The 25,768-nt window shown below is 67.8% G+C and carries 33 protein-coding genes and 1 pseudogene; 1 reads left to right on the top strand and 33 read right to left on the bottom strand.

Annotated features, from left to right (window positions below; translation table 11 throughout):
- Positions 1-16 precede the first annotated feature (16 nt).
- The 33 genes and pseudogenes from secY to E8M80_RS27060 form a co-directional block, all read right to left on the bottom strand.
- On the bottom strand, positions 17-1,375 hold the full coding sequence (secY, locus tag E8M80_RS19480; protein WP_137127398.1) for a preprotein translocase subunit SecY: 1,359 nt from the start codon (positions 1,373-1,375) through the stop codon (positions 17-19).
- A gap of 97 nt (positions 1,376-1,472) precedes the next feature.
- Entirely contained in the window at positions 1,473-1,961 is a 489-nt protein-coding gene (gene rplO / locus E8M80_RS19475) for a 50S ribosomal protein L15 (protein WP_137127397.1), read from the bottom strand.
- A 4-nt stretch (positions 1,962-1,965) separates the two neighbouring features.
- On the bottom strand, positions 1,966-2,157 hold the full coding sequence (gene rpmD, locus E8M80_RS19470; protein ID WP_137127396.1) for a 50S ribosomal protein L30: 192 nt from the start codon (positions 2,155-2,157) through the stop codon (positions 1,966-1,968).
- The gene (gene rpsE, locus E8M80_RS19465) at positions 2,150-2,779 is read right to left on the bottom strand and encodes a 30S ribosomal protein S5 (RefSeq protein WP_137127395.1); all 630 of its coding nucleotides are present in this window, start codon (positions 2,777-2,779) and stop codon (positions 2,150-2,152) included. The genes rpmD and rpsE overlap by 8 nt, the downstream gene beginning before the upstream one ends.
- A 13-nt stretch (positions 2,780-2,792) precedes the next feature.
- Entirely contained in the window at positions 2,793-3,155 is a 363-nt protein-coding gene (rplR, locus tag E8M80_RS19460) for a 50S ribosomal protein L18 (RefSeq protein ID WP_137127394.1), read from the bottom strand.
- Positions 3,155-3,688, bottom strand: coding sequence for a 50S ribosomal protein L6 (gene rplF, locus E8M80_RS19455; RefSeq protein WP_137127393.1), 534 nt, complete (start codon positions 3,686-3,688; stop codon positions 3,155-3,157). Before rplF ends, rplR begins: the two co-directional genes overlap by 1 nt.
- 17 nt (positions 3,689-3,705) lie before the next feature.
- Positions 3,706-4,104 (bottom strand): 30S ribosomal protein S8, encoded by a 399-nt coding sequence (gene rpsH, locus E8M80_RS19450; RefSeq protein WP_137127392.1) that lies wholly within the window; start codon positions 4,102-4,104, stop codon positions 3,706-3,708.
- A 13-nt stretch (positions 4,105-4,117) separates the two neighbouring features.
- Positions 4,118-4,423, bottom strand: a complete 306-nt coding sequence (gene rpsN, locus E8M80_RS19445; protein WP_137127391.1) for a 30S ribosomal protein S14 — start codon at positions 4,421-4,423, stop codon at positions 4,118-4,120.
- A gap of 54 nt (positions 4,424-4,477) precedes the next feature.
- Positions 4,478-5,038: a 50S ribosomal protein L5 gene (rplE, locus tag E8M80_RS19440; protein WP_137127390.1), complete on the bottom strand. Its 561-nt coding sequence runs from the start codon at positions 5,036-5,038 to the stop codon at positions 4,478-4,480.
- Positions 5,035-5,355, bottom strand: a complete 321-nt coding sequence (rplX, locus tag E8M80_RS19435; RefSeq protein WP_137127389.1) for a 50S ribosomal protein L24 — start codon at positions 5,353-5,355, stop codon at positions 5,035-5,037. Before rplX ends, rplE begins: the two co-directional genes overlap by 4 nt.
- The gene (gene rplN / locus E8M80_RS19430; RefSeq protein WP_137127388.1) at positions 5,355-5,723 is read right to left on the bottom strand and encodes a 50S ribosomal protein L14; all 369 of its coding nucleotides are present in this window, start codon (positions 5,721-5,723) and stop codon (positions 5,355-5,357) included. Before rplN ends, rplX begins: the two co-directional genes overlap by 1 nt.
- Before the next feature lie 3 nt (positions 5,724-5,726).
- Complete coding sequence (rpsQ, locus tag E8M80_RS19425) at positions 5,727-6,005, bottom strand: 30S ribosomal protein S17 (RefSeq protein ID WP_137127387.1); 279 nt, start codon at positions 6,003-6,005, stop codon at positions 5,727-5,729.
- A gap of 16 nt (positions 6,006-6,021) precedes the next feature.
- Positions 6,022-6,237, bottom strand: a complete 216-nt coding sequence (gene rpmC, locus E8M80_RS19420) for a 50S ribosomal protein L29 (protein WP_137127386.1) — start codon at positions 6,235-6,237, stop codon at positions 6,022-6,024.
- 1 nt (position 6,238) lies between these two features.
- A complete protein-coding gene (rplP, locus tag E8M80_RS19415) occupies positions 6,239-6,658 on the bottom strand; it encodes a 50S ribosomal protein L16 (protein ID WP_137127385.1) in 420 nt (139 codons plus the stop codon).
- Positions 6,659-6,670: 12 nt separating this feature from the next.
- On the bottom strand, positions 6,671-7,348 hold the full coding sequence (rpsC, locus tag E8M80_RS19410) for a 30S ribosomal protein S3 (protein ID WP_137127384.1): 678 nt from the start codon (positions 7,346-7,348) through the stop codon (positions 6,671-6,673).
- A gap of 1 nt (position 7,349) precedes the next feature.
- Entirely contained in the window at positions 7,350-7,751 is a 402-nt protein-coding gene (gene rplV, locus E8M80_RS19405; RefSeq protein ID WP_137127383.1) for a 50S ribosomal protein L22, read from the bottom strand.
- Between the two features lie 4 nt (positions 7,752-7,755).
- Complete coding sequence (rpsS, locus tag E8M80_RS19400; protein WP_137127382.1) at positions 7,756-8,034, bottom strand: 30S ribosomal protein S19; 279 nt, start codon at positions 8,032-8,034, stop codon at positions 7,756-7,758.
- 5 nt (positions 8,035-8,039) lie between these two features.
- On the bottom strand, positions 8,040-8,876 hold the full coding sequence (gene rplB, locus E8M80_RS19395) for a 50S ribosomal protein L2 (protein WP_137127381.1): 837 nt from the start codon (positions 8,874-8,876) through the stop codon (positions 8,040-8,042).
- 3 nt (positions 8,877-8,879) lie between these two features.
- On the bottom strand, positions 8,880-9,176 hold the full coding sequence (locus tag E8M80_RS19390) for a 50S ribosomal protein L23 (protein ID WP_170979526.1): 297 nt from the start codon (positions 9,174-9,176) through the stop codon (positions 8,880-8,882).
- A gap of 29 nt (positions 9,177-9,205) precedes the next feature.
- Positions 9,206-9,826, bottom strand: coding sequence for a 50S ribosomal protein L4 (gene rplD / locus E8M80_RS19385; protein ID WP_137127515.1), 621 nt, complete (start codon positions 9,824-9,826; stop codon positions 9,206-9,208).
- Between the two features lie 11 nt (positions 9,827-9,837).
- Positions 9,838-10,524, bottom strand: coding sequence for a 50S ribosomal protein L3 (gene rplC, locus E8M80_RS19380; RefSeq protein WP_137127379.1), 687 nt, complete (start codon positions 10,522-10,524; stop codon positions 9,838-9,840).
- 11 nt (positions 10,525-10,535) lie between these two features.
- Entirely contained in the window at positions 10,536-10,844 is a 309-nt protein-coding gene (gene rpsJ, locus E8M80_RS19375; protein WP_137127378.1) for a 30S ribosomal protein S10, read from the bottom strand.
- Positions 10,845-10,868: 24 nt separating this feature from the next.
- The gene (gene tuf / locus E8M80_RS19370; protein ID WP_137127377.1) at positions 10,869-12,056 is read right to left on the bottom strand and encodes an elongation factor Tu; all 1,188 of its coding nucleotides are present in this window, start codon (positions 12,054-12,056) and stop codon (positions 10,869-10,871) included.
- Positions 12,057-12,083: 27 nt separating this feature from the next.
- Complete coding sequence (rpsG, locus tag E8M80_RS19365; RefSeq protein WP_137127376.1) at positions 12,084-12,560, bottom strand: 30S ribosomal protein S7; 477 nt, start codon at positions 12,558-12,560, stop codon at positions 12,084-12,086.
- Positions 12,561-12,571: 11 nt separating this feature from the next.
- Complete coding sequence (gene rpsL / locus E8M80_RS19360; protein WP_137127375.1) at positions 12,572-12,943, bottom strand: 30S ribosomal protein S12; 372 nt, start codon at positions 12,941-12,943, stop codon at positions 12,572-12,574.
- A gap of 296 nt (positions 12,944-13,239) precedes the next feature.
- Positions 13,240-17,412, bottom strand: a complete 4,173-nt coding sequence (gene rpoC / locus E8M80_RS19355; protein WP_137127374.1) for a DNA-directed RNA polymerase subunit beta' — start codon at positions 17,410-17,412, stop codon at positions 13,240-13,242.
- Between the two features lie 82 nt (positions 17,413-17,494).
- Positions 17,495-21,682 (bottom strand): DNA-directed RNA polymerase subunit beta, encoded by a 4,188-nt coding sequence (rpoB, locus tag E8M80_RS19350; protein WP_137127373.1) that lies wholly within the window; start codon positions 21,680-21,682, stop codon positions 17,495-17,497.
- Positions 21,683-21,865: 183 nt separating this feature from the next.
- Positions 21,866-22,243, bottom strand: a complete 378-nt coding sequence (rplL, locus tag E8M80_RS19345; protein ID WP_137127372.1) for a 50S ribosomal protein L7/L12 — start codon at positions 22,241-22,243, stop codon at positions 21,866-21,868.
- A gap of 108 nt (positions 22,244-22,351) precedes the next feature.
- A complete protein-coding gene (gene rplJ, locus E8M80_RS19340; protein ID WP_137127371.1) occupies positions 22,352-22,876 on the bottom strand; it encodes a 50S ribosomal protein L10 in 525 nt (174 codons plus the stop codon).
- A gap of 291 nt (positions 22,877-23,167) precedes the next feature.
- Positions 23,168-23,869, bottom strand: coding sequence for a 50S ribosomal protein L1 (gene rplA / locus E8M80_RS19335; protein ID WP_137127370.1), 702 nt, complete (start codon positions 23,867-23,869; stop codon positions 23,168-23,170).
- Positions 23,870-23,872: 3 nt separating this feature from the next.
- A complete protein-coding gene (gene rplK, locus E8M80_RS19330; RefSeq protein ID WP_137127369.1) occupies positions 23,873-24,307 on the bottom strand; it encodes a 50S ribosomal protein L11 in 435 nt (144 codons plus the stop codon).
- Between the two features lie 314 nt (positions 24,308-24,621).
- A complete protein-coding gene (locus tag E8M80_RS26720) occupies positions 24,622-24,939 on the bottom strand; it encodes a hypothetical protein (protein ID WP_240790128.1) in 318 nt (105 codons plus the stop codon).
- 12 nt (positions 24,940-24,951) lie between these two features.
- Positions 24,952-25,191 (bottom strand): annotated as a pseudogene (locus E8M80_RS27060) (transposase); the annotation flags it as partial.
- A 178-nt stretch (positions 25,192-25,369) separates the two neighbouring features.
- Between E8M80_RS27060 and E8M80_RS19320 the strand changes: the two are divergent.
- A complete protein-coding gene (locus tag E8M80_RS19320) occupies positions 25,370-25,687 on the top strand; it encodes a hypothetical protein (RefSeq protein WP_137127367.1) in 318 nt (105 codons plus the stop codon).
- Positions 25,688-25,768 lie beyond the last annotated feature (81 nt).

Here is a 25,768-nt window from a genome sequence, read left to right as displayed (position 1 = left end):
CCTTCGTTCCCCTCCGTCAGCGAGGCCGCGGCATGCCGCGCCCGCCGAGCCTCGCCTTCTTGATCAGGCCTTCATACTGGTGGGCGAACAGGTGCGACTGCACCTGCGACACCGTGTCCATCGTGACCGAGACGATGATCAGCAGGGAGGTGCCGCCGAAGTAGAAGGGCACGCCGTAGTTGCTGATCAGGATCTCGGGGATGATGCAGACGACGCAGAGGTACGTGGCGCCGACCACGGTCAGCCGGGTCAGCACGCGGTCGAGGTAGTCCGCCGTATGCTGCCCCGGGCGGATGCCGGGCACGAAGCCGCCGTACTTCTTCAGGTTGTCCGCCGTCTCGGTCGGGTTGAACACCACGGCCGTGTAGAAGAAGGCGAAGAAGGCGATAAGCGCGAGGTAGAGCGCCATGTAGAGCGGCTGGCCGTGCGCGAGCAGCGCGCCGATGGATTGCAGCCAGCTTTCCTGCGTCGGGTCGGTCGAGAAGCCGGCCAGCGTAGCCGGCAGCAGCAGCAGCGACGAGGCGAAGATCGGCGGGATGACGCCGGCCGTGTTCAGCTTCAGCGGCAGGTGCGTCGCCTCGCCGCTGAACATGCGGTTGCCGACCTGGCGCTTCGGGTACTGCACCGGGATGCGCCGCTGCGCGCGCTCGACGAAGACCACCACGAAGATGATCCCGAGCGCCGCCAGCATGAAGAAGATGATGAAGAAGGTGGACAGCGCCCCCGTCCGCCCGAGTTCAAGCGTGCTGATAAGTGCCGAGGGCAGGTTCGCCACGATGCCCGCGAAGATGATCAGGCTGATGCCGTTGCCGACCCCGCGCGCGGTGATCTGCTCGCCGAGCCACATCAGGAACATCGTCCCGCCGACCAGCGTGATGACGCAGGAGAACCGGAAGAACCAGCCGGGATCGTAGACCGCCGCGCCGAACTGCCCGCGCATCGACTCGAGGCCGATCGCGATGCCCCAGGCCTGGACGATCGCGATGACCAGCGTCAGGTAGCGGGTGTACTGGTTGAGCTTCTTGCGCCCCGCCTCGCCTTCCTTCTTCAGCTGCTCCCAGGCGGGGATGGCCGCCGTCATGAGCTGCACGATGATGGAGGCGCTGATGTAGGGCATGATGTTCAGCGCGAAGACGGTCATGCGCCCGAGCGCGCCGCCCGAGAACATGTCGAACATCGCGAGGATCCCGCCGCCGTGCTGGGCGAGGATCTCCCCCATCACCGCGGCGTCCACGCCGGGGACGGGCACGTAGGTGCCGATGCGGTAGACGATCAGCGCACCCAGCGTGAACCAGATGCGCTTCTTGAGTTCGGTCGCCTTCGCCAGAACCCCGAAATTGAGGCTGGACATCGCCTGCTCGGCCGCCGACGCCATGCAATCCCTCCTGAGCGACTGCGGCGCCCGGGTTCCCCCGCGCGCCGCAGCGAAGACCGGACCCTGACCTAGGCGGATGCCCGGCCAGGGGCAAGGGTCACTCGGACGCGGCCTCGGGGGCCGCCGCGGTGACGGTGACGCTTCCGCCCGCCGCCTCGATCGCAGCGATCGCGGCCGCCGAGGCGCCGGTCACGCTGATGGTGACGGGGCGCTTGATCTCACCCTTGGCCAGCAGGCGCACGCCGGCAAGCTTGGCCGAGGACCGCACCACGCCGGCCGCCTTCAGCGCCGCCTCATCCAGCGGCTGGCCTGCGGGCAGCCGCCCGTCCTCGATCGCCGCGTCGAGCGCGCCGATGTTCAGCACCGCGTAGTCCTTGCGGAAGATGTTCACGAAGCCGCGCTTGGGCATCCGGCGGTAGATCGGCAGCTGGCCGCCCTCGAAGCCGTTGATCGACACGCCGGTGCGCGCCTTCTGGCCCTTCACGCCGCGGCCGGAGGTCTTGCCCTTGCCGGAGCCGATCCCCCGCCCGATGCGCTTGAACTTCGGGCGCGCGCCCTCGTTGTCGCGGATCTCGTTGAGCTTCATGGCGTCAGCCCTCCACCTTCACGAGGTGGGCCACCTTGCGGATCATGCCGCGCACGGCCGGCGTGTCCTCGAGTTCACGGCTCCGGTGACGCTTGTTCAGGCCGAGCCCGATCAGCGTCTCCTTCTGCCCCGGCTTGCGGCCGATCGGGGACCCGAGCTGGGTCACCTTCACGGTCTTCTTCTGCGGATCAGACACTGGTGGCCTCCGTCGCCTCGGGGGCGTCCTTTTTCTGGCCGAGGATGTCGGCGACCTTCTTGCCGCGCCGCGCGGCGACCGCGCGCGGGCTCGTGCAGCGGCCGAGCGCCGCGAAGGTGGCCTTCACCATGTTGTGCGGGTTCGCGCTGCCCAGGCACTTGGCGACCACGTCGCCCATGCCGAGCGTCTCGAACACCGCGCGCATCGGGCCGCCGGCGATGATGCCGGTACCGGCCGGCGCCGCGCGCAGCACGACCCGCCCGGCGCCGTATTCGCCGATCACGTCGTGGTGCAGGGTGCGGCCCTCGCGCATCGGCACGCGGATCATCGTGCGCTTGGCACGCTCCGTCGCCTTGCGGATCGCCTCCGGCACCTCGCGCGCCTTGCCTGCGCCCCAGCCGACGCGGCCCTTCTCGTCGCCCACGACAACCAGCGCGGCGAAGGAGAAGCGACGGCCGCCCTTCACCACCTTGGCGACGCGGTTGATCGTGACGAGCTTGTCCTTCAGCTCGTCGCCATCCTGACGGTCCTGGCGGTTCTCGTTGCTGTCGCGACGGCGGCCGCGGCGCTCGCGCCCGCCCTCGCCACCACCCTCGCCGCCGGACCTCGGTGCATATGCCATGTCTGTCAGCCTCTCAGAACGACAGCCCGCCCTCGCGGGCGCCGTCCGCGAGCGCCTTGACGCGCCCGTGATAGAGATAGGGTCCGCGGTCGAAGACGACTTCCGTCACCCCGGCCGCGATCGCGCGTTCGGCCACGAGCTTGCCGACCGCCGCCGCGGCGTCCTTGTCGGCGCCGGTCTTCAGGCCTTCGCGCATCGGCTTCTCGAGCGACGAGGCCGCGGCCAGGGTGCGGCCCGCCTTGTCGTCGATGACCTGCGCGTAGATGTGCTTGCCCGAGCGGAACACCGACAGGCGCAGGCGCCCGCCGGACTTCTGCCGGAGCTGGAAGCGGAGGCGGCGGCGGCGCCGCGCCTCGAGGTCGAGCTTGCTGGTCATTACTTCTTCTTACCCTCCTTCCGGAGGATCTGCTCGTTCTCGTACTTGACGCCCTTGCCCTTGTAGGGCTCGGGGCCGCGATAGCCGCGGATCTCGGCCGCCACCTGGCCCACCTGGCGCTTGTCGATGCCCTCCACCTTCACGGCGGTCGGCTTCTCGCAGGTGATCTTGATCCCCTGCGGGATCGCGTAGCGGATCTCGTGGCTGTAGCCGAGGTTGAGCACCAGGTCGGAGCCCTGCACCGCGGCACGGTAGCCCGTGCCGTTGATCTCCATCGACTTCGTGAAGCCGGCGGAGACGCCGGTCACCATCGAGTTGATCAGGCTGCGCGTCGTCCCCCACATGGTCCGCGCGCGGCGGTCCGTGCGGCGGGGCGACACGGCGACCTCGTTCGCCCGGATCTCGACATCCACGTCGTCCGTCAGGTCGAGCTTCAGCTCGCCGAGCCGGCCCTTGGCCGTGATGGTGCGGCCCGCCATGGCGAGCGTGACGCCCGACGGCACCGGCACCGGATACTTACCAACGCGAGACATGTGCTTCCAGCCTCCCGTCAGAACACGCGGCAGAGGACTTCGCCGCCGACATTGGCGGCGCGGGCCTCGTTCTCGCTCATCACGCCGCGCGGCGTGGAGAGGATGGAGGTGCCGAGGCCGTTGTAGACCTTGGGCAGCTCCGCGATCTTGGAATAGACGCGCCGGCCGGGCTTGGAGATGCGGGTGATCTCCTTGATGGCAGGCTCGCCCTCCGAGTACTTCAGCTCGATATCGATGAAGCGCACGCCGGGGCGCACTTCCTCGGTGCGCCAGGCGCGGATGTAGCCCTCGCGCTTCAGCGCCTCGAGCACGTTCTCCCGCAGGCGGGACGCCGGCGCCTTGCAGCGCGACTGGCGCGCCGACTGGGCGTTGCGGATGCGGGTGAGCATGTCACCCAGCGGATCGGACATCGACATGGCCGGTCCTTCCTTACCAGCTCGCCTTGACCACGCCCGGGATCTGGCCCTTCGAGGCCAGCTCCCGGAACTGGTTCCGGCAGAGCTTGAACTTGCGGTAGTTGCCGCGGGGGCGCCCGGTCACTTCGCAGCGCAGGCGCACGCGGATCTTGGCGCCGTTGCGGGGAAGCTGTGCGAGCCTGAGCGTCGCCTCGAAGCGCTCCTCCACCGGCAGGTCGCGGTCCATGACCACGGCCTTCAGGGCGGCGCGCTTCGGCGCGTGAAGCTTCGACAGCCTCTCACGACGCTTATTCTTCTCGACAGACGAGGTCTTGGCCATGCCGTCTAGGTCCTCCGGAACCTGCCGGGGTTGCCCCCGGCGGTTTTCCAAAAATCAGTTCTGGAACGGAAGGTCGAAAGCCTTGAGCAGGGCCTTCGCTTCCTTGTCGGTCTTCGCCGTCGTGACAAAGACGATGTCCATGCCGCGGATCGCGTCCACCTTGTCGTAGTTGATCTCGGGGAACACGATCTGCTCCTTGAGGCCGAGGGAGAAATTCCCGCGCCCGTCGAAGCCCTTGTTCCCCGGCAACCCACGGAAGTCGCGCACGCGCGGCAGGGCGATCGTCACGAGCCGGTCGAGGAACTCGTACATCCGCGTCTGGCGCAGCGTCACCTTCGTGCCAATCGCCATGCCCTCGCGGATCTTGAAGCCCGCGATCGCCTTCTTGGCCTTCGTCTTGACCGGCTTCTGCCCGGCGATCGCCGTCAACTCGGCCACGGCCGAGTCGAGCTTCTTCTGGTCCGCGGCGGCTTCGCCCACGCCCATGTTGATGACGATCTTCTGGAGCTTCGGCACTTCCATCGGGTTCTTGTACCCGAACTCCTCGGAGAGGGCGCGACGCACCTCCTCCTCGTAGCGCCGCCGCATGCGCGGCTGTTCCTTCACGTCGGTCATGCGTCGATCACTTCGCCGGAGGCCTTCGCCACCCGGACCTTCTTGCCGTCTTCCAGCACCTTGAAGCCGACGCGCGTCGGCTTGCCGGACTTGGGGTCCAGCAGCGCCAGGTTCGAGAGGTCGACCGACGCCTCGATCTCCTGGATGCCGCCCGGCTTGCCCATGCCCTGCGGCTTCTGGTGCTTCTTCATCAGGTTGATGCCCTGCACGAGCGCACGGCCCGCATCCGGCATCACCCGGATCACCTCGCCCTGGCGGCCCTTGTCCTTGCCCGTGAGGACCTGGACGCGGTCGCCCTTCCTGATCTTGGCGGCCATCACAGCACCTCCGGCGCCAGGGAGATGATCTTCATGAACTTCTTGGCGCGCAGCTCGCGCACCACCGGTCCGAAGATGCGGGTGCCGATCGGCTCGTTCTGCTTGTTGATCAGCACGGCCGCATTGCGGTCGAAGCGGATCACCGTGCCGTCCTGGCGACGCACCGGATAGGCGGTGCGCACGATCACGGCGCGCTCCACGGTCCCTTTCTTCACCTTGCCGCGCGGAATCGCTTCCTTGACGGAGACGACGATGATGTCGCCCACGCCCGCGGTCTTGCGCTTCGACCCGCCCAGCACCTTGATGCACTGGACACGCCGCGCACCGGAATTGTCGGCGACTTCGAGGTTGGATTCGACCTGGATCATCGATCAGGCCTCCGCTGCGCCGAGGAAGGCCGGACGGTCCACCGAGGCGCCGTTGCGCTCGATCACCACCCAGGACTTCGACTTGCTGATCGGGCGGCATTCCTCGATCTGCACCACGTCGCCTTCCTTGCAAAGGTTGGCGTCGTCATGCGCGGCGTACTTCTTCGAGCGCCGGATGAACTTCTTGTAGAGCGGATGCATCACGCGACGCTCGACCAGGACCGTGATGGTCTTGTCCGTCTTGTCGCTGGTGACCCGCCCGGTGAGGACGCGCTTCGGCATGGCCGTCGGTCTCCTCTCAGGCCTTGGTGGCGGAAGCGCGCGCACGCTCCCCGATGATGGTCTTCACCCGCGCGATGTCGCGGCGGACCTGCTTGATGCGCGAAAGCGCCTCAAGCTGGCCGGTCGCGCGCTGGAAACGCAGGTTGAACTGCTCCTTGCGCAGGTCGAGCAGCATGGTGGATAGCTCGTCCGCGGACTTCGCGCGGACATCGCCGATCTTGGTCGCAGGCATCTCAGGCCTCCGCACCCAGGCGGGTGACGAACTTTGTCTTGATCGGCAGCTTCGCCGCGCCGAGGGTCAGCGCCTCGCGCGCCGTCTCGGGCGGGACGCCGTCGATCTCGAACATGACGCGGCCCGGCTTCACGCGGCACACCCAGTATTCGGGCGCGCCCTTGCCGGACCCCATGCGGACTTCCGCGGGCTTGGTCGAGACCGGCACATCCGGGAAGATGCGGATCCAGACGCGGCCCTGGCGCTTCATGGCGCGGGTGATCGCACGGCGCGCGGCCTCGATCTGGCGCGCGGTGACGCGCTCCGGCTCGAGGGCCTTGAGGCCGAAGCCGCCGAAGGACAGCGTGAAGCCGCCCTTCGCCAGGCCGTGGATGCGACCCTTGTGGGCCTTTCGGAACTTGGTGCGCTTAGGTTGCAGCATCGTCCATCACCTTCAGCGCTGCGGCGCCTGCTCGGCGGCGCGCTTGTCTTGCGCCATCGGGTCATGCGCCATGATCTCGCCCTTGAAGATCCACACCTTCACACCGCAGGTGCCATAGGTGGTCTTCGCGGTCGCCGTGCCGTAGTCGATATCGGCGCGCAGGGTGTGCAGGGGCACGCGGCCCTCGCGATACCACTCCATGCGCGCGATCTCGGCCCCGCCCAGGCGGCCCGAGCAGTTGATGCGGATCCCGCCCGCGCCGAGGCGCATGGCGGACTGCACGGCGCGCTTCATCGCGCGGCGGAAGGCCACGCGGCGCTCGAGCTGCTGCGCGATGCTCTCGGCGACCAGCATCGCCTCGATCTCGGGCTTGCGGATCTCGACGATATTGAGCGCCACCTCGGCGTTCGCCATCTTCGCGAGGTCCTTGCGCAGCACCTCGATGTCGGCGCCCTTCTTGCCGATCACGACACCCGGCCGCGCCGCGTGGATCGTCACGCGCGGCTTCTTGGCCGGACGCTCAATCACGATGCGCGACACGCCGGCGCCCTTGAGGCGCTTCTGCAGCGTCTCGCGCAGGCGGAAATCCTCGTGCAGCAGCTTCGCGTAGTCGTTGCCCGCGAACCAGCGGCTGTCCCAGGTCCGGTTGATGCCGAGCCGAAGCCCGATCGGATTGACCTTCTGCCCCATGTTACGCGGCCTCCTGCTCGGCCGCGGCGGCCAGCTGCTGTTCCGCCACCACGATCTTGAGGTGGCTGAACCACTTCTCGACCGTCGACGCGCGGCCGCGGCCGCGCGCATGGAAGCGCTTCATCACCATCGCGCGGCCGACCTCGGCCTTCGAGACGACCAGGCGGTCGACGTCGAGGCTGTGGTTGTTCTCGGCGTTGGCGATCGCGGATTCCAGCGTCTTCTTCACCGTCACCGCGATGCGGCGCTTGGAGAAGGTCAGCTGCGCGACCGCGTCCTGCGCCTTCTTGCCGCGGATCAGCGCGGCGACCAGGTTCAGCTTGCGCGGCGAGACGCGGATGTTCCACGTCACGGCCTGCGCCTCGTGGTCGTCGAGACCCCGGGGATGCTTCGGCTTGCTCATCGGATCAGCCCCGCTTCGCCTTCTTGTCCGACGCATGGCCGGTGAAGGTCCGCGTTGGCGAGAACTCGCCGAACTTGTGGCCCACCATGTTCTCCGTCACCTGCACCGGCAGGAACTTCTTGCCGTTGTAGACGCCGAAGGTCAGGCCCACGAACTGCGGCAGGATCGTCGAGCGGCGCGACCAGATCTTGATGATCTCGTTCCGCGTCGATTCCCGTGCCTTGTCCGCCTTGGCCAGCAGGTAGCCGTCCACGAACGGCCCCTTCCATACGCTGCGCGCCATCGCGATCAGCCCTTCGTCGCGTTGCGGCGGCGGACGATGAGCCCGTCGGTCCGCTTGTTGTTGCGGGTCTTGGCGCCCTTGGTCGGCTTGCCCCAGGGCGTCACGGGATGACGGCCACCGGAGGTCCGGCCCTCACCACCACCATGCGGGTGGTCGATCGGGTTCATCGTCACGCCGCGGTTGTGCGGCTTGCGCCCCAGCCAGCGGCTGCGGCCGGCCTTGCCCAGTTCCTGGTTGCTGTTGTCCGGGTTGGACACCGCACCGATGGAGGCCATGCACTCGGACCGGATGCGGCGCAGCTCGCCGGACTGCAGCTTCACCTGCGCGTAGCCGCCATCCTTGCCGACCAGCTGCGCGAAGGTGCCGGCCGAGCGCACGAGCTTGCCGCCCGCGCCGGGCTTGATCTCGATGTTGTGGATGATCGTGCCGACCGGGATCGCCGCCATCGGCATCGCGTTGCCCGGCTTGATGTCCGCGCGCTCGTCCGCAACCACCGTGTCGCCCACCTTCAGGCGCTGCGGCGCGAGGATATAGGACAGCTCCCCATCCTCGTACTTCACCAGCGCGATGAAGGCCGTGCGGTTCGGATCGTATTCCAGGCGCTCGACCAGGCCCGGCACGCCGAACTTGGTGCGACGCTTGAAATCCACGAGCCGGTAGGACCGCTTGTGTCCGCCGCCGCGGAACCGCACCGTGATGCGACCGTGCTGGTTGCGCCCGCCCGAGGCATGCTTGCCCTCGGTCAGGCCCTTGACCGGCGCGCCCTTCCAGAGCCCGGAGCGATCGATCAGGATCGTCCCGCGCAGGGAGGGCGTGACCGGGTTGAAGTTCTTCAACGCCATGGCTTACGCGAGCCCCGTGGTGAGGTCGATGCTCTGGCCCTCGGCCAGGCGCACCATCGCCTTCTTCCAGTCCGAGCGCTGGCCCGGCCGGTTCTTGAACCGCTTCGACTTGCCCTTGACGACGATCGTGTTGACGCCGAGGACCTTGACGCCGAACAACCCTTCGACCGCCGCCTTGATCTGCGGCTTCGTCGCGTCGGGGGCCACCTTGAAGGTGACCTGGCCGCGCTCGCTGTTCAGCGTCGCCTTCTCCGTCACCAGCGGCGACAGGATGGTCTGGTACATGCGCTCACGGCCGATCACCGGGCGCTTCGCCTTGGGCGCGTCGCTCATGCCAGCCGCTCCTTCAGCGCTTCCACGCCGGCCCGCGTCACAGCGAGCACGTCGTGGTTCAGGATGTCGTAGACATTGGCGCCGATGGTCGGCAGCACCTGCACCTTCGGCAGGTTGCGCACCACGCGGGCGAAGTTCTCGTCCGCCGCGGCATCGACCACCAGCACGCTCTTCCAGCCGAGCGCCTTGACCTTCGCGGCCATCGCGCCGGTCTTGGCGTCCGCCGGCAGCACAGCGTCCTCGAGCACCACGAGCTTGCCCTCGGCGGCCTTCATCGACAGCGCCGAGATGAGCCCGAGCCGGCGCACCTTCTTGTTCAGGCAGTAGCCGTGGTCGCGCACGACCGGGCCATGCACCACGCCGCCCTTGCGGTACTGCGGCGCGCGGAGCGAGCCCTGGCGGGCGTTGCCCGTGCCCTTCTGGCGGTAGGGCTTCTTGGTGGTCCCGGAGACCTCCCCCATGCCCTTGGCCTTGTGGGTGCCGGCGCGGCGCTTGGCGAGCTGCCAATGCACGACGCGCGCCATGATGTCGGCGCGCGGCGCGGCGCCGAACACCGCTTCCGGCAGCTCGATCTCGCCGGCGGCGGCGTTGTCGAGGGTGATGACGTTGATCTGCATCGTCGCCTCGCTCACGCCACGGCCGCGGGGAAGGGCGCATCGGCATGGCGCGCGCGCTTCTCGGCGTCGCGCACCATCACGTAGCCGCCCTTGGAGCCCGGGACCGCGCCCTTGATCAGCAGCAGCCCCTTCTCGGCATCGACGCCCGCCACTTCCAGGTTCTGGGTGGTCACGCGCTCGCCGCCGAGATGGCCCGCCATCTTCTTGTTCTTGAAGGTCTTGCCTGGGTCCTGCCGGTTGCCGGTCGAACCATGCGACCGGTGGCTGACCGAGACGCCGTGCGACGCCTCGAGACCCGCGAAGTTCCAGCGCTTCATGGCACCCGCGAAGCCCTTGCCGACCGTGACGCCCGTCACGTCGACCTTCTGGCCCTTCACGAAATGCGCCGCGCTCAGCACCTTGCCGGGTTCGATCACCGCGTCGCTGCCGACGCGGAACTCGACCACCTTCGTCGGTGCCTCGACCCCGGACTTCGCGAAGTGACCCTTGTTCGCCTTCGAGACGTTCTTGGGCTTCGCCGCGCCGATGCCGAGCTGCACCGCCTCGTACCCGTCCTTCTCCGTCGTGCGCGTCGCAACGACGCGGACGTTGTCCACGTGCAGGAGGGTCACGGGCACGGTCGAGCCGTCCTCGTTGAACAGCCGGGACATGCCCAGCTTCCTCGCGATCAGGCCCGTCCGGCCCGTCTTCGCGGCCATGTCTGTCGTCCTCAGATCTTGATCTCGACGTCCACGCCCGCGGCCAGGTCGAGCTTCATCAGCGCGTCCACGGTCTGCGGGGTGGGGTCGACGATGTCGAGAAGGCGGCGATGGGTCCGGATTTCGAACTGCTCACGCGACTTCTTGTCCACATGCGGGGAACGGTTCACCGTGAACCGCTCGATATGCGTCGGCAGAGGGATCGGGCCCCGCACGCGCGCGCCGGTCCGCTTCGCGGTGTTCACGATCTCCCGCGTGCTGCCGTCGAGCACGCGGTGATCGAACGCCTTGAGGCGGATGCGGATGTTCTGGTTGTCCATGGTACGGGACCCGCGCTCCTGCCGTTACGCCGTGATCTTCGCGACGACGCCGGCGCCGACGGTCCGTCCGCCTTCGCGGATCGCGAAGCGCAGGCCTTCATCCATCGCGATCGGCGCGATCAGCTCCACGTCCATCGACACGTTGTCGCCCGGCATCACCATCTCGACGCCCTCGGGCAGCGAGACAACGCCGGTCACGTCCGTCGTGCGGAAGTAGAACTGCGGACGATAGTTCGTGAAGAACGGCGTATGGCGACCGCCCTCCTCCTTCGTCAGCACGTAGGCCTCGGCCTTGAACTTGTTGTGCGGCTTGATCGAACCAGGCGCCGCCAGCACCTGACCGCGCTCCACGTCCTCGCGCTTCGTGCCGCGCAGCAGCGCGCCGATGTTGTCGCCCGCCTGGCCCTGGTCCAGCAGCTTGCGGAACATCTCGACGCCGGTCACGACCGTCTTCACCGTGGCCTTCAGGCCGACGATCTCGACCTCCTCGCCCACCTTGATGATCCCGCGCTCGACGCGGCCCGTCACCACCGTGCCGCGGCCCGAGATCGAGAACACGTCCTCGACCGGCATCAGGAACGGCTTGTCCACCTCGCGCGCAGGCTGCGGGATGTACGCATCCACCGCCGCCATCAGCTCCAGGATCGCGTTCTCGCCAAGCTCAGGCGACTTGTCCTCCAGCGCCATCAGCGCCGAGCCCTTGATGATCGGGATGTCGTCGCCCGGGAACTGGTAGGACGACAGCAGCTCGCGCACCTCCATCTCGACCAGCTCCAGCAGGTCGGGGTCCGCCATGTCGCACTTGTTCAGGAACACCACCAGCGCAGGCACGCCAACCTGGCGCGCCAGCAGGATGTGCTCGCGCGTCTGCGGCATCGGACCGTCCGCCGCCGACACGACCAGGATCGCGCCGTCCATCTGCGCGGCACCCGTGATCATGTTCTTCACGTAGTCGGCATGGCCCGGGCAATCGACATGCGCGTAGTGCCGGTTCGCCGTCTCGTACTCGACATGCGCCGTCGAGATCGTGATGCCACGAGCCCGCTCCTCCGGCGCCTTGTCGATCTGGTCGTACGCCGTGAACGACGCACCGCCCGACTTGGCAAGAACCTTGGTGATCGCCGCCGTCAGCGACGTCTTGCCATGGTCCACATGCCCGATCGTACCAATGTTGCAGTGCGGCTTGTTACGCTCGAATTTCGCCTTGGCCATCTTCGTCGTTCCCGATCGGGGGTTTCGTTACCAGCGGTAATGGCTGAAGGCCTTGTTCGCCTCCGCCATCCGGTGCGTGTCTTCGCGCTTCTTGACGGCCGAACCGCGGTTGTTCGCCGCGTCCATCAGCTCGCCGGAGAGGCGCTCCTCCATCGTGTTCTCGCCGCGCTTGCGCGCGCTCTCGATCAGCCACCGGATCGCCAGCGCCTGGCGCCGCTCGGGGCGGACCTCGACCGGCACCTGGTAGGTCGCGCCGCCGACGCGGCGGCTGCGGACCTCGACGGCCGGCTTCACGTTGTCCATCGCCTCATGGAACAGGCGCAGCGGATCACCCTGCGGGCCGCTGCGCTTCTTCAGCGTGTCCATGGCAGCGTAGACGATTCGCTCGGCGGTCGACTTCTTGCCGTCGTACATGAGCACGTTCATGAAACGGCTCAGAACGATATCGCCGAACTTCGGATCCGGCAGGACTTCGCGCTTCTCTGCGCGGTGACGACGCGACATCTCTCAGCCCCTCACTTCGGCCGCTTCGCGCCGTACAGCGAACGGCGCTGGCGACGCTTGGCGATGCCCTGGGTGTCGAGCACGCCGCGCAGGATGTGGTAGCGGACGCCCGGAAGGTCCTTCACGCGGCCGCCGCGAATGAGCACGACCGAGTGCTCCTGCAGGTTGTGGCCTTCGCCCGGGATGTAGCTCACGACCTCGAAGCCGTTCGTCAGGCGCACCTTGGCGACCTTGCGAAGCGCCGAGTTCGGCTTCTTCGGCGTGGTCGTGTAGACGCGAGTGCAGACGCCGCGCTTCTGCGGGCTGCCCTTCAGCGCCGGAACCTTGTTCCGGGCCGGCTTCGTCTCACGCCCCTTGGCGATGAGCTGGTTGATCGTCGGCATGACGCCCCTTCGTGACCATTCCGTACAGCTTCGCCAAACGGATGAGCCCGGCAGGCGCGGGAAGTCGCGCCGTCCGGGCGTCCGTCGTGCTGCCGGCCTCAGCCCCTGTAATCCGGGGCGGCGCCGGCGGCGCAGCGTTGTGGACCAAAACCTGACAGGGCGCCGGTATCCGGAACCCTGCCGAGGGGCGGCTATCTACGCCCGCACCCTGCATGAGTCAAGCGCGTGAACCCTCGATTCACGCAAAGGGCCGCCCCTTTCCGGAGGCGGCCCCGAATTGCGCACGTGGCGCCGGCCTATTCCGCCGCGCTGGCGTCCGGCAGGGCGGCCGCAGCGGCCGGCAGGCGGCCCTTGTCGCGCTGCGCGGCCAGGGCGCGCAGGCGGTTCATCACGGACCCCGTGCCCGCCGGGATCAGGCGCCCGACGATCACGTTTTCCTTCAGGCCGGCCAGGTAGTCGACCTTGCCCGCCGTGGCGGCCTCCGTCAGCACCCGGGTCGTCTCCTGGAAGGAGGCGGCCGAGATGAAGGAGGTCGTCTGCAGCGACGCCTTGGTGATGCCCTGCAGCACCGGCTCGGCCACCGCGGGCCGCTCCTTGGCCGCGACCCGCTTCTCGTTCTCGATCTCGAACTCGATGCGGTCCACCTGCTCGCCCACCAGGTAGGTGGTGTCGCCGGGGTCGGTGATCTCCACCTTCTGCAGCATCTGGCGGACGATCACCTCGATGTGCTTGTCGTTGATCTTCACGCCCTGCAGCCGGTAGACCTCCTGGATCTGCTCGACCAGGTAGTCGGCCAGCTTCTCCACGCCGAGGACGCGCAGGATATCGTGCGGCACGCGCGGCCCGTCGACCAGCGGGTCGCCGCGCTTCACGTAGTCGCCTTCCTGCACCGAGACGTGCTTGCCCTTGGGCACGAGGTATTCACGCGCCACGGGGGCTTCGTCGCCGACCTGCTCCGGCACCACCAGGATGCGGCGCTTGGCCTTGTAGTCCTTGCCGAATTCCACGCGACCGTCGATCTCGCTGATGATCGCGTGGTCCTTCGGGCGCCGCGCCTCGAACAGCTCCGCCACGCGCGGCAGGCCGCCCGTGATGTCGCGGGTCTTGGACGATTCGCGCGGCAGGCGTGCCAGCACGTCGCCGGCGGCGACAGGCGCGCCGTTCTCGATCGAAAGGATGGTGCCGGGCGTGAGGAAGTAGATCGCCTCCGTCCCATTCTCGCGCTTGACGACGTTGTTCTTCTCGTCGCGCAGGATCAGGCGCGGGCGGAGGTCGGCCGACTTGCCTGGCGCCTTGTATTCCACGACCTCCTTGAACGAAAGGCCCGTCACCTCGTCCTGGCGGTCGACCAGGGTGACGTTCTCGATCAGGTCCGAGAACTCCACCTTGCCCGCGCGCTCGGTGATGATGGGCAGGGTGAAGGGGTCCCACTCGGCCAGCTTCTGGCCGCGGGTGACCGCGGCGCCGTCCTCGGTCAGCAGGCGGGCGCCGTAGGGCACGCGCTGGCGCGCGCGTTCCCGGCCCATCGCGTCGATCAGGATGATCTCGCAGTTGCGCGACATCACGATCGGATGGTTCTGGCTGTTCGCGACCACCACGCGGTTCAGCACCTTGATGGTGCCATCGCCCGAGGCCTCGACCGCAGATTGCTCGGCACCGCGCTGCGCCGCGCCGCCGATATGGAAGGTGCGCATCGTCAGCTGCGTGCCCGGCTCGCCGATCGACTGGGCGGCGATGACGCCCACCGCCTCGCCGATGTTGACCGGCGTGCCGCGCGCGAGGTCGCGGCCGTAGCAGCGGCCGCAGACGCCCTGGCGCGCGTCGCAGGTCAGCACGGAGCGGATCTTCACCTGCTCCACGCCGGACTGCTCGATGCGCTCGGCCGCCACCTCGTCGATCAGGTCGAGGCGCCGAACGATCATCTCCCCCGTGGCCGGGTCGGCCACGTCTTCCTGCGCGGTGCGCCCGAGGATCCGCTCAGACAGGGAGGAGACGACCTCAGCCCCGTCCATCACGGCCGCGACCGTCAGCCCGCGCTCGGTGCCGCAATCCTGCTCGACGATGATGCAGTCCTGCGCCACGTCCACCAGGCGCCGCGTCAGGTAGCCCGAGTTGGCGGTCTTCAGCGCGGTGTCGGCCAGGCCCTTGCGGGCGCCGTGGGTGGAGTTGAAGTACTCCAGCACCGACAGGCCCTCCTTGAAGTTGGCGATGATCGGCTGCTCGATGATCTCGCCCGAGGGCTTCGCCATCAGGCCGCGCATGCCGGCCAGCTGGCGCATCTGCGCGGGCGAGCCGCGCGCACCGGAATGCGACATCATCCAGACGGAGTTGGTCGGCGTGCCGACCTCCTGCTTCTGGATCTCCTTCATCATCGCGCCGGCGACCTCGTCCGTGCAGCGCGACCAGGCGTCGACCACCTTGTTGTAGCGCTCACCGGCAGTGATGAGGCCGTCGAGGTACTGCTGCTCGAACTCCTTAACCTCGTCCTTGGTCTTGGCGATGGACGCGACCTTGGTGTCCGGCACCACCATGTCGTCCTTGCCGAACGAGATGCCCGCCTTGGCGGCCTGCTTGAAGCCCAGGCCCATGAGGCGGTCGGCGAAGATCACGCTCTCCTTCTGGCCGCAGTGGCGATACACCGCGTCAATTACGTCGGAGACGTTCTTCTTGGTCAGCATCCGGTTGACCAGGCTGTATGGCAACTGCGGATGCAGCGGCAGCAGCGCGCCGATCATCATGCGCCCCGCCGTGGTCAGCACGCGCTCGGTCACCTCCTGGCCGTCCGCGTTCATGGTCCTGCGACGCGCGCGGATCTTGCTGTGCAGCGTGATCGCGCCCGCTTCCAGCGCCTGCTCGATCTCGCCCATGGCGGCGAAGGCAGGCGTGTCCTTCTCCTCGGTCGCCAGGAACTCCGGCGTCTCGAGGGTCAGGTAATAGAGGCCGAGCACGATGTCCTGCGACGGCACGATGATGGGCTTGCCGTTCGCGGGGCTGAGAATGTTGTTCGTCGACATCATCAGCACGCGCGCCTCGAGCTGCGCTTCCAGCGACAGCGGCACGTGCACCGCCATCTGGTCGCCGTCGAAGTCCGCGTTGAACGCGGTGCAGACCAGCGGGTGCAGCTGGATCGCCTTGCCCTCGATCAGCACCGGCTCGAAGGCCTGGATGCCCAGGCGGTGCAGCGTCGGTGCCCGGTTCAGGAACACCGGGTGCTCGCGGATCACCTCCTCGAGGATGTCCCACACCTCGGGACGCTCCTTCTCCACCATCCGCTTCGCGGCCTTGATGGTGGTGGCGTGGCCGTACTTCTCGAGCTTCGAGTAAATGAACGGCTTGAACAGCTCGAGCGCCATCTTCTTGGGCAGCCCGCACTGGTGCAGCTTGAGCTCCGGCCCGACGACGATCACCGAACGACCCGAATAGTCCACACGCTTGCCGAGCAGGTTCTGCCGGAACCGGCCCTGCTTGCCCTTCAGCATGTCGGAGAGCGACTTCAGCGGGCGCTTGTTGGCGCCCGTGATCGCGCGGCCGCGGCGGCCGTTGTCGAACAGGGCGTCGACCGATTCCTGCAGCATGCGCTTCTCGTTGCGCACGATGATGTCCGGCGCGCGCAACTCGATCAGGCGCTTGAGGCGATTGTTACGGTTGATGACCCGGCGATAGAGGTCGTTGAGGTCCGACGTCGCGAAGCGGCCGCCGTCCAGCGGCACCAGCGGGCGCAGCTCGGGCGGGATGACCGGCACGACGTCGAGGATCATCCACTGCGGATGCGCGCCCGATTCGCCGAAGCTCTCGATCAGCTTGAGCCGCTTGACCAGCTTCTTGCGCTTGGCCTCCGACGTCGTCTCCTTCAGGTCGGCGCGCAGCTTCACGCCCTCGGCCTGCAGGTCGATGCCGCCCAGCATCTGCTTCACCGCCTCGGCGCCGATGCCGACGCTGAAGGCGTCCTCGCCGAACTCGTCCATCTTCTGCTGGTACTGGTCCTCGTTCAGCAGCTGATGCAGCTTGAGGTCCGTCAGGCCCGGCTCGAGCACCACGTAGTTCTCGAAGTAGAGGACCTTCTCGAGCTCCTTCAGCGACATGTCGACCATCAGGCCAACGCGCGAGGGCAGCGACTTCAGGAACCAGATGTGCGCGACCGGGGAGGCCAGTTCGATATGGCCCATCCGCTCACGGCGCACCTTGGCCAGCGTCACCTCGACGCCGCACTTCTCGCAGATGATGCCGCGGAACTTCATCCGCTTGTACTTGCCGCACAGGCACTCGTAGTCCTTGATCGGACCGAAGATGCGCGCGCAGAACAGCCCGTCCCTCTCCGGCTTGAAGGTGCGGTAGTTGATGGTCTCGGGCTTCTTGATCTCGCCGTAGGACCAGGACCGGATCTGCTCGGGGGAAGCGATCGTGATCTTGATCTGGTCGAAGGTCATCGCCTGGCCGGTCTGGCCCAGGATCTTCATCAGCTCGTTCATGCGGTCCTCGTGGATGAGGCCGCCGCCGCGGAGGCTCCGCGGCGGCTGAGCGTTTCGAAAGGAAGCGGAGGGCGCCGACGCATCACGTCGGGCGGCTCTCCAGGTCGACATTGAGGCCGAGCGACTTCAGCTCCTTCACCAGCACGTTGAAGGATTCCGGGATGCCCGCCTCGAAATTGTCCTGGTCGCGCACGATCGCCTCGTAGACCTTGGTGCGGCCCGAGACGTCGTCCGACTTCACCGTCAGCATCTCCTGCAGGGTGTAGGCGGCGCCGTAGGCTTCCAGCGCCCAGACCTCCATCTCGCCGAAGCGCTGGCCGCCGAACTGCGCCTTGCCGCCGAGCGGCTGCTGCGTGACCAGCGAATAGGGGCCGATCGAGCGCGCGTGGATCTTGTCGTCCACCAGGTGGTGCAGCTTCAGCATGTAGATGTAGCCGACGGTCACCTTGCGCTCGAACTTCTCGCCCGTGCGGCCGTCATGCAGCCAGACCTGGCCGGAGGTATCGAGGCCCGCCTTCGTCAGCATGCCCTCGATGTCCGCCATGCGCGCACCATCGAAGACCGGCGTCGCGATGGGGATGCCCTTCTTCAGGTTCTCGCCCAGTTCGACCAGCTGCTCGTCGCTCATGGGCGCGATGTCGCGGTCGAAGATCTCGTCGCCATAGACATCCTTGAGCTTCGCCTCGAGCTCGCTGCGCCGGGCGCCGCGATGGCGGTATTCCTCCACCATCTCGCCGACCTGCTTGCCAAGGCTCGCGCAGGCCCAGCCGAGATGCGTCTCGAGGATCTGCCCCACGTTCATGCGCGACGGCACGCCGAGCGGGTTCAGCACGAGATCGACATGGCTGCCATCCTCGAGGAACGGCATGTCCTCGATCGGCACGACGCGGGACACGACGCCCTTGTTGCCGTGCCGGCCGGCCATCTTGTCGCCGGGCTGCAGCTTGCGCTTCACGGCCACGAAGACCTTGACCATCTTCATCACGCCGGGCGGCAGCTCGTCGCCGCGCTGCAGCTTCTCGACCTTGCTCTCGAAGCGCTTCTGCAGGCGCTCGACGGCGGCGTCGAACTCGCGCTTCAGCGCCTCGATCTCGGCCATCGACGCGTCGTCCGACACGCCGATCTGCCGCCAGGTCGCGCGGGCGAACTGGTCCAGCACCTCGTCGGTGATGACGGTGCCGGCCTTGACACCCTTGAAGCCGCCAGACGCCTTCTTGTTCAGCAGCCGCTCGCGCAGCCGGCCGTAGAAGGACCGCTCCTGGATCGCCTTCTCGTCGTCGCGGTCCTTGGCCAGCCGCTCGATCTCGGCGCGCTCGATCGCCTGGGCGCGCTCGTCCTTGTCCACGCCGCGGCGGGAGAAGACGCGCACGTCGACGATGGTGCCCGACACGCCGGGGGGAAGCTTCAGCGAAGTGTCGCGCACGTCCGACGCCTTCTCGCCGAAGATGGCGCGGAGCAGCTTCTCCTCGGGCGTCATCGGGCTCTCGCCCTTGGGCGTCACCTTGCCGACCAGGATGTCGCCCGGGTTCACCTCGGCGCCGATGTAGACGATGCCGGCCTCGTCGAGGTTGCGCAGCGCCTCCTCGCCGACGTTCGGGATGTCTCGGGTGATCTCCTCCTGGCCCAGCTTCGTGTCGCGGGCCATCACCTCGAATTCCTCGATGTGGATCGAGGTGAACACGTCATCCTTCGCGATGCGCTCGCTGATGAGGATGCTGTCCTCGAAGTTGTAGCCGTTCCACGGCATGAAGGCGACGAGCACGTTGCGGCCCAGCGCCAGTTCGCCGAGTTCGGTCGACGGCCCGTCGGCGATGATGTCGCCGCCGATCACCTTGTCGCCCACGCGCACCAGCGGCCGCTGGTTGATGCAGGTCGACTGGTTCGACCGCATGAACTTGCGCAGCCGGTAGATGTCGACGCCGCGCGTCGTGCCGTCGTCGCCGGTCGCGCGCACCACGATGCGGGCGCCGTCGATGCTGTCCACCACGCCGTCGCGGCGCGCGACGATGGTCGCGCCGCTGTCGCGCGCGACCGCCGCCTCCATGCCGGTGCCGACCAGCGGCGCGTCCGCGCGGATCAGCGGCACCGCCTGGCGCTGCATGTTCGAGCCCATCAGCGCGCGGTTGGCGTCGTCGTTCTCGAGGAACGGGATGAGCGCCGCCGCCACCGAGACCAGCTGCTTCGGCGAGACGTCGATCGCCGTCACTTCCTCGGGCTTCACCAGGCGGAAGTCACCGCCCTGGCGCACGCTGACCAGCTCGGAGCGGAACTCGCCGGTCTCGGCGTCCACCTCGGCATCGGCCTGCGCCACGACCAGGCGCTCCTCCTCCATCGCCGAGAGGTAGCGCGGCTGGCCCACTATGCGGCCGTCCTTGACCAGGCGGTACGGCGTCTCGATGAAGCCGTACTTGTTCACCTTGGCGAAGGTCGCGAGGCTGTTGATCAGGCCGATGTTCGGGCCTTCGGGCGTCTCGATCGGGCAGATGCGGCCGTAATGGGTCGGGTGCACGTCGCGCACCTCGAAGCCTGCGCGCTCGCGCGTCAGGCCGCCCGGGCCAAGCGCCGACAGGCGACGCTTGTGCGTCACCTCGGACAGCGGGTTTGTCTGGTCCATGAACTGCGACAGCTGGCTGCTGCCGAAGAACTCGCGCACCGCCGCCGCCGCCGGCTTCGCGTTGATCAGGTCGTGCGGCATGACGGTGTCGATGTCGACCGACCCCATGCGCTCCTTGATCGCGCGCTCCATGCGCAGCAGGCCGACGCGATACTGGTTCTCCATCAGCTCACCGACCGAGCGCACGCGCCGGTTGCCGAGGTTGTCGATGTCGTCGATCTGCCCGCGCCCGTCCTTGAGGTCGAGCAGCACGCGCAGCGTCGAGACTATGTCGTGCTTGCGCAGCGTGCGGACGTGGTCCGGCACCTCGTCGATCGAGAAGCCGAGCCGCATATTCATCTTGACGCGCCCGACGGCCGAGAGGTCGTAGCGCTCGGGATCGAAGAACAGGCCCTTGAACAGCGCTTCCGCGGTCTCCGGCGTCGGCGGCTCGCCCGGGCGCATGACCCGGTAGATGTCCATCAGCGCCTCGTCGCGGTTGGTGTTCTTGTCCACCGCGAGCGTGTTGCGGATCCAGGGGCCGACCGACTGGTCGATGGCCAGCGTCGGCAGGCGATCGAGCCCGGCGGCCTCGATCGCGGCGAGCTTCGGCTCGGTCAGCTCGTCGCCGGCCTCGGCCCAGATCTCGCCGGTCGCGAGGTCCACCAGGTCCTCGGCCACGAAGCGGCCGAGCAGGTCGGCGCGGCCGACCAGCACCTCGGTCGTGCCGGCCTCGGCGATCTTGCGCGCCGTGCGCGGGGTCAGCTTGGCGTCCTTCTCGGCCACGACGAGGCCGGTCCGGGCGTCCACCAGGGGGTCGATCAGCTTGACGCCGCGGAAGGCCTCGGGGTCGAAGGCGCGCGACCAGCCCTTCGGCCCGCGCGAGAACACGACCTGGCCGTAGAAGGCATTCAGGATCTCCTCGGCGTCCATGCCGCGGATCTCGCTGGCCTCGAGGTCACGCCCCGCGGTCGCGGCCTGCTCGCGCAGCGCCTCGGTGCGCAGGCCGTCAAGGGCCAACAGCAGCGTCGTGGTGGGCAGCTTGCGCTTGCGGTCGATGCGGACGTAGCAGATGTCCTTGGCGTCGAATTCGAAGTCGAGCCACGAGCCGCGATAGGGAATGACGCGCGCGGCGAACAGGTACTTGCCGCTGCTGTGGGTCTTGCCCTTGTCGTGGTCGAAGAACACGCCCGGGCTGCGGTGCATCTGCGAGACGATGACGCGCTCGGTGCCGTTGATGATGAAGGTGCCGTTGTCCGTCATGAGCGGCATGTCGCCCATGTAGACATCCTGCTCCTTGATGTCGCGGACGGAGCGGCTGCCCGTGTCCTCGTCCACGTCCCACACGATCAGGCGGAGCCGCACCTTGAGCGGCGCGGCGAAGGTCAGGCCGCGCTGGATGCATTCCTCGACGTCGTACTTCGGCTCCTCGAGCTCGTACTGCACGAATTCGAGCCGGCCGCGGCCGGCGAAATCGTCGATCGGGAAGACGGACTTGAACACCTCCTGCAGGCCGGTGTGCGTCCGGCTGTCCGGGCCCGTCTCCATCTGCAGGAAGGCCTCGTAGGAGGCGCGCTGCACGTCGATGAGGTTCGGCATCGGCGCGACTTCGGGCAGGCGCCCGAAGCTCTTGCGGATCCGCTTGCGCCCCGTGAACGACTTCGTGATAGCGTTCATGCCTGTCCTGCTTCCCTATCTGCTCCGGCCCGAACACCCCGGCCGGCGGGGACTTTTCGCGCTGCCTCGGTCAGGCAACGCAGGAACGGGCGGCGTTGCCGGACCCATCCGGCAACCCCACCCGCACCCGTCCGAACTTGTCCCCCATCCCAGCCCGTCGCCGGACCGGGACGAGGGTCGAGATCACTTGATCTCGACCTTGGCGCCGTTCTCTTCCAGCACCTTCTTCATCTTATCCGCCTCATCCTTGGACACGCCTTCCTTGACGGTCTTCGGCGCGCCCTCGACCAGGTCCTTGGCTTCCTTCAGGCCCAGGCCGGTGATGGTGCGGATCTCCTTGATAACGTTGATCTTCTTGTCGCCGGCGGCGGCAAGGATCACGGTGAACTCGGTCTGCGCCTCGGCGGCCGGGGCGGCAGCCGCGGCGGCCGGCGCGGCGGCAACCGCCACCGGCGCGGCGGCGGAGACGCCCCACTTCTCCTCGAGCATCTTGGAGAGCTCGGCAGCCTCCAGGACGGTCAGGGACGACAGCTCGTCCACCAGCTTCGCGAGATCGGCCATGTCTGTGTGCTCCTCGATCTAATGGCTTGACTTGGGTTCTGCAACTCCCCCGGCGCCGGGTTTTCAACCTGCCGGCGAAACGAATCCGGGGGAAACGGGTTCCGGCCCTCAGGCCGCCTGCGCCTCGTCCTTCTTGGCGTATGCCGCCAGGACCCGCGCCACCTGCCCACCAGGGGCCTGGAGAATGCCTGCGATGCGCGTCGCCGGGGTCTGGATCAGACCAACCAGCTGCGCCCGCAGCGTCTCCAGGGACGGAAGCTCGGCCAACGCCTTGATGCCGGTGGCATCGAGGGTCTGGGTACCGAGCGCACCGCCCAGGACAACGAACTTGTCGTTCGTCTTGGCGAACTCGACCGCGGTCTTCGCCACCGCCACCGGATCCGTCGACCACGCGAGCGCGGTCGGACCCTTCAGCAGCGGCTTGACGCCGTCGAAACGGGTGCCTTCGAGGGCGAGGGTGGCCAGGCGGTTCTTCGCGACCTTGTACGTCGCACCCGCCGCGCGCATCCGGCGACGCAGTTCGCTCACATCCGCGACCGTCAGCCCCTTGTTCTGGGCCACGAGCACGAAGGAGGTCTCTGCGAAGACGGTCGCCAGCGAAGCGACGAACTCACGCTTCTCCGTACGGTCCACTCCACGTCTCCGTCGGTGGCAGATGCCTTCTGGAAGGGCACCGGCCAGTCCACACGGGGGCGCCCGGCACCATGCCGCGCACCCCGGTTCGCCTGTCAGTCCGGAACACCAAGCCAAGCCGTCCCGGGACGCATCCCAGGGCGACATCACCGTGGCATACCGTCTCATCCCTGCCCGGCCTTGGCCGAATCAAGGCCCCGAAGGGCCGCAGGAAGTCTCCGACAGGTATCGGACAAAAGGCCGCAGCCCCTGCCCTGCCCGCCCGACCCCGGAGGGGACGGGCGTATCTCATCAGGCCGAAGCCGAAAGGCTGGCCACATCCACACGCACGCCCGGGCCCATGGTCGAGGACACGGCGACCTTCTTCACGTAGGTCCCCTTCGCCCCGGCCGGCCGCGCGCGCTGGATCGCATCCACGAAGGCGCGCGCATTGGCCAGCAGCGCATCATCGCCGAAGGACGCCTTGCCGATGCCGGCATGCACGATGCCCGCCTTCTCGGCGCGGAATTCCACCTGGCCGGCCTTGGCCGCGGTCACCGCACCCTTCACGTCCATGGTCACGGTGCCGAGCTTCGGGTTCGGCATCAGGCCGCGCGGGCCCAGCACCTTACCGAGGCGGCCCACCAGCGCCATCATGTCCGGCGTCGCGATGCAGCGGTCGAACTCGATCTTGCCGTCCTGCACCAGCGCGGCCAGGTCGTCGGCGCCCACCACGTCGGCACCGGCGGCCAGCGCCTCCTCGGCCTTGGCACCACGCGCGAAGACGCCGACACGCACGGTCTTGCCCGTTCCATGCGGCAGCCCCACCACGCCACGCACCATCTGGTCCGCATGGCGCGGGTCGATGCCGAGGTTCATCGAGATCTCGATCGTCTCGTCGAACTTCGCCTTCGCGGCCGTCTTCGCGAGCTTCACCGCCTCATCCAGCGCATAGGTCTTCTCGCGGTCGAAACCGGCGTAGACGGCCTTCAGGCGCTTGCCCTGCTTCGCCATGGCTCAGCCCTCCACCACGGTGAGGCCCATGGAGCGCGCGGACCCCGCGAGCATCCGCACGGCCGCGTCCACGTCGTTCGCGTTCATGTGCACCATCTTGGTCTTCGCGATCTCGACAAGCTGCGACTTCGTCACGCGGCCGATCGCGGCACCCTTGCCCGGCGCAGTCGAGCCCTTCTCGAGCTTCGCGGCCTTGAGCAGGAAATACGTGTTCGGCGGCGTCTTGGTGATGAAGGAGAAGGTGCGGTCGGTATACGCGGTGATGACGACCGGCGTCGGCGTGCCGGGCTCCATCTGCTGCGTCGCCGCGTTGAATTCCTTCACGAACTGCATGATGTTCAGGCCACGCTGACCGAGCGCGGGCCCGACCGGCGGGGACGGATTGGCCTTCCCGGCCGGGATCTGCAGCTTGATGTAGCCTGCGATCTTCTTCGCCACTGTGGCAGTCCTCTGCTGTTGCCAGAGGCCCGCGGTGCATGCGACCCCGAAGGATCTCCCGCGTTCCCTGAAACGCCGAAGGCCGAGGGACGAACCCCCGGCCGGTCGGCGAGGGCGGGCGTGTAGCGGGGTTGCACGGGCTTGTCCAGGGGGGCGCGCCGCCACGCCACGCGGATTCGTGGAGGGGCTCCGCCCCTCCAAACCACGCCTTCGCTTGGAGGGGCTCCGCCCCTCCAAACCTCCCAGGCCAGGGTTCCACCCTGGACCCGCCAAAGGCCGAAAGGCCTTTGGAAACCGATACCTGGTGCACGGCATCAGCGTTGGCGCCAATGCCGGAGGCCGCCACCGGCTCGGCCGATCAGGCGCGCCAGCGCCGCGAACAGGTCCGCCGGCTGGTTGTGCACGTCCATCAGCGCACATCGGATGCGCGCCTGGAGCGCATTGGACAAATCCGGGTCCGGCAGGTGCTGCGGCGCCGCCGGCAAGGCCTCCAGCACACCCAGGCGCCGCGCCAGCAGGATGCGCGACAAGGACGCCAGGCGCGACACCCGCCGCCAGGCCCGCGCCACACGCCAGGCCAAGGCCTGCCACACCCGATCCGCCCGCCCGCGCCCGGCCACCTCCGTGAGCAACAGGTCGAGATGCCCACTCCGCGACCAGCGCCGCAAGGCACGGGACGCGCTGTAGGGACGGCCATACGCCTCCGGCAGGTCCTTCCAATGCGACCGGCCACAGGCGACCCAAAAGATGGCATCCAAGGTCCGGCGCCGATCCTGCGCCGGACGGCCGGGACGCCCGGCCTCGGGCGGGAGGTGACGGGCGAGGAGGGCGTATTCCGCGTCGGTCAGGGGGCGGAAGGGGTGGGGGGTGATCGGGCGGGGCATGGCGGGCGGTCCGGAGCAGGGATCAGGACCGGGCAGGATATAGGAATTTTTTCTTTTTCTCAAGATGATTCAGGGCGGGGCGGAGGGGCGCCGCCCCTCCGGACCTCCCCGGCAAAGGCCGAAGGGCCTTTGCAAGTGGGAAGTTGGGAGGCGCGAGGGCAGATGATACGATGCCGGGATGGCCGAGACAGATGGAATGGCTACCGCGCGGGAACGGATCTCGCGGGAGGCGGCGGAGAAGACCGGTACTCTGAATCTGCGGGATCTAGGACTGACCGACCTGCCGGCGGAGTTGTTGGCGCTCGATCACCTCCAAGTGCTTCGACTTGGAAGAATGTCGCGGCTTGCAGAGCTGATTGGCCCAAGTTTTGGTGTTAATATGATCACGGGCCGGCTCGACGGGTTGTCGCGCTTGACCTCACTCGTCGGCCTCGATCTGTCGGGGTTGGGCTTGAGCGGGGACTGTCAGGAATTCCGTGTGTGGCCGGTCGGTTGAACGACACGGTCAGGCCATGGCTTTGGTGAAGCGTTCGCCGAACAGGACGGCGAACTGGGCCTTGGCCATGGACCACTCACG

Source organism: Roseomonas sp. HF4, assembly GCF_005222755.1.
Classification (GTDB): domain Bacteria; phylum Pseudomonadota; class Alphaproteobacteria; order Acetobacterales; family Acetobacteraceae; genus Neoroseomonas.
Note: the sequence above shows the minus strand (reverse complement) of the source record. Positions and strands in the feature narration are given on the sequence as shown.

Bases quoted from the DNA above. Each gene is read 5' to 3' on its own strand.
- secY (WP_137127398.1), bottom strand. From the start codon at position 1,375: ATGGCGTCGGCGGCCGAGCAGGCGATGTCCAGCCTCAATTTCGGGGTT.
- rplO (WP_137127397.1), bottom strand. From the start codon at position 1,961: ATGAAGCTCAACGAGATCCGCGACAACGAGGGCGCGCGCCCGAAGTTC.
- rpsE (WP_137127395.1), bottom strand. From the start codon at position 2,779: ATGGCATATGCACCGAGGTCCGGCGGCGAGGGTGGTGGCGAGGGCGGG.
- rplR (WP_137127394.1), bottom strand. From the start codon at position 3,155: ATGACCAGCAAGCTCGACCTCGAGGCGCGGCGCCGCCGCCGCCTCCGC.
- rplF (WP_137127393.1), bottom strand. From the start codon at position 3,688: ATGTCTCGCGTTGGTAAGTATCCGGTGCCGGTGCCGTCGGGCGTCACG.
- rpsH (WP_137127392.1), bottom strand. From the start codon at position 4,104: ATGTCGATGTCCGATCCGCTGGGTGACATGCTCACCCGCATCCGCAAC.
- rpsN (WP_137127391.1), bottom strand. From the start codon at position 4,423: ATGGCCAAGACCTCGTCTGTCGAGAAGAATAAGCGTCGTGAGAGGCTG.
- rplE (WP_137127390.1), bottom strand. From the start codon at position 5,038: ATGACCGACGTGAAGGAACAGCCGCGCATGCGGCGGCGCTACGAGGAG.
- rplX (WP_137127389.1), bottom strand. From the start codon at position 5,355: ATGGCCGCCAAGATCAGGAAGGGCGACCGCGTCCAGGTCCTCACGGGC.
- rplN (WP_137127388.1), bottom strand. From the start codon at position 5,723: ATGATCCAGGTCGAATCCAACCTCGAAGTCGCCGACAATTCCGGTGCG.
- rpsQ (WP_137127387.1), bottom strand. From the start codon at position 6,005: ATGCCGAAGCGCGTCCTCACCGGGCGGGTCACCAGCGACAAGACGGAC.
- rpmC (WP_137127386.1), bottom strand. From the start codon at position 6,237: ATGCCTGCGACCAAGATCGGCGATGTCCGCGCGAAGTCCGCGGACGAG.
- rplP (WP_137127385.1), bottom strand. From the start codon at position 6,658: ATGCTGCAACCTAAGCGCACCAAGTTCCGAAAGGCCCACAAGGGTCGC.
- rpsC (WP_137127384.1), bottom strand. From the start codon at position 7,348: ATGGGGCAGAAGGTCAATCCGATCGGGCTTCGGCTCGGCATCAACCGG.
- rplV (WP_137127383.1), bottom strand. From the start codon at position 7,751: ATGAGCAAGCCGAAGCATCCCCGGGGTCTCGACGACCACGAGGCGCAG.
- rpsS (WP_137127382.1), bottom strand. From the start codon at position 8,034: ATGGCGCGCAGCGTATGGAAGGGGCCGTTCGTGGACGGCTACCTGCTG.
- rplB (WP_137127381.1), bottom strand. From the start codon at position 8,876: ATGGCGTTGAAGAACTTCAACCCGGTCACGCCCTCCCTGCGCGGGACG.
- rplD (WP_137127515.1), bottom strand. From the start codon at position 9,826: ATGCAGATCAACGTCATCACCCTCGACAACGCCGCCGCCGGCGAGATC.
- rplC (WP_137127379.1), bottom strand. From the start codon at position 10,524: ATGGCCGCGAAGACGGGCCGGACGGGCCTGATCGCGAGGAAGCTGGGC.
- rpsJ (WP_137127378.1), bottom strand. From the start codon at position 10,844: ATGGACAACCAGAACATCCGCATCCGCCTCAAGGCGTTCGATCACCGC.
- tuf (WP_137127377.1), bottom strand. From the start codon at position 12,056: ATGGCCAAGGCGAAATTCGAGCGTAACAAGCCGCACTGCAACATTGGT.
- rpsG (WP_137127376.1), bottom strand. From the start codon at position 12,560: ATGTCGCGTCGTCACCGCGCAGAGAAGCGCGAAGTCCTGCCGGATCCG.
- rpsL (WP_137127375.1), bottom strand. From the start codon at position 12,943: ATGCCGACGATCAACCAGCTCATCGCCAAGGGGCGTGAGACGAAGCCG.
- rpoC (WP_137127374.1), bottom strand. From the start codon at position 17,412: ATGAACGAGCTGATGAAGATCCTGGGCCAGACCGGCCAGGCGATGACC.
- rpoB (WP_137127373.1), bottom strand. From the start codon at position 21,682: ATGAACGCTATCACGAAGTCGTTCACGGGGCGCAAGCGGATCCGCAAG.
- rplL (WP_137127372.1), bottom strand. From the start codon at position 22,243: ATGGCCGATCTCGCGAAGCTGGTGGACGAGCTGTCGTCCCTGACCGTC.
- rplA (WP_137127370.1), bottom strand. From the start codon at position 23,869: ATGGCGAAGCAGGGCAAGCGCCTGAAGGCCGTCTACGCCGGTTTCGAC.
- E8M80_RS19320 (WP_137127367.1), top strand. From the start codon at position 25,370: ATGGCCGAGACAGATGGAATGGCTACCGCGCGGGAACGGATCTCGCGG.